This window comes from Candidatus Symbiothrix dinenymphae (genome assembly GCF_001431085.1).
The window spans coordinates 1-394 of record NZ_BBRU01000504.1 but is presented as its reverse complement, the minus strand read 5'-3'; the positions used below and the strand labels follow the sequence as shown (position 1 = coordinate 394).

General features: G+C 29.9%; 1 protein-coding gene. It reads left to right on the top strand.

Annotation, left to right across the window (positions count from 1 at the left end):
* Positions 1-310, top strand: a 310-nt coding sequence (locus ASC50_RS07530) for a hypothetical protein (protein WP_226995415.1), incomplete at its 5' end; no start/stop codon positions are given.
* Between the last annotated feature and the right edge of the window lie 84 nt (positions 311-394).

The window sequence follows — 394 nt, the reverse complement described above, 5'->3', positions numbered from 1 at the left end:
CTCCCTGATTTTGTCGGGAATATATTACAGTTTTGTTATACGATTGAGTGCCTTATATGGTCTATGTAAAGTAGCTTCGCTATTTGGAGATCCTAAAGATTTAGGTGTAAATGTTTATTTGGAAATATCAAAATTCTCATATATGATGAACTTGCTTATTGTTCTTCCTGTCGGGCTTATCCTCTCAGCAGTTGTGATATGGAAGAAGAAAGTGCATCGTGATACGGTAATTTTATTTCTTATAAATTGCATTCTTATTTATTCATTAGCTGTATTAAAAATTGATTATAGTGATTGGATATACGACTAATGATTTTTGTATTTATATTTTCGCTAAAATTAAAGTAAGATGCTAAATAAAATATATTCAATACTCGTCTATCTCTCCCTGATT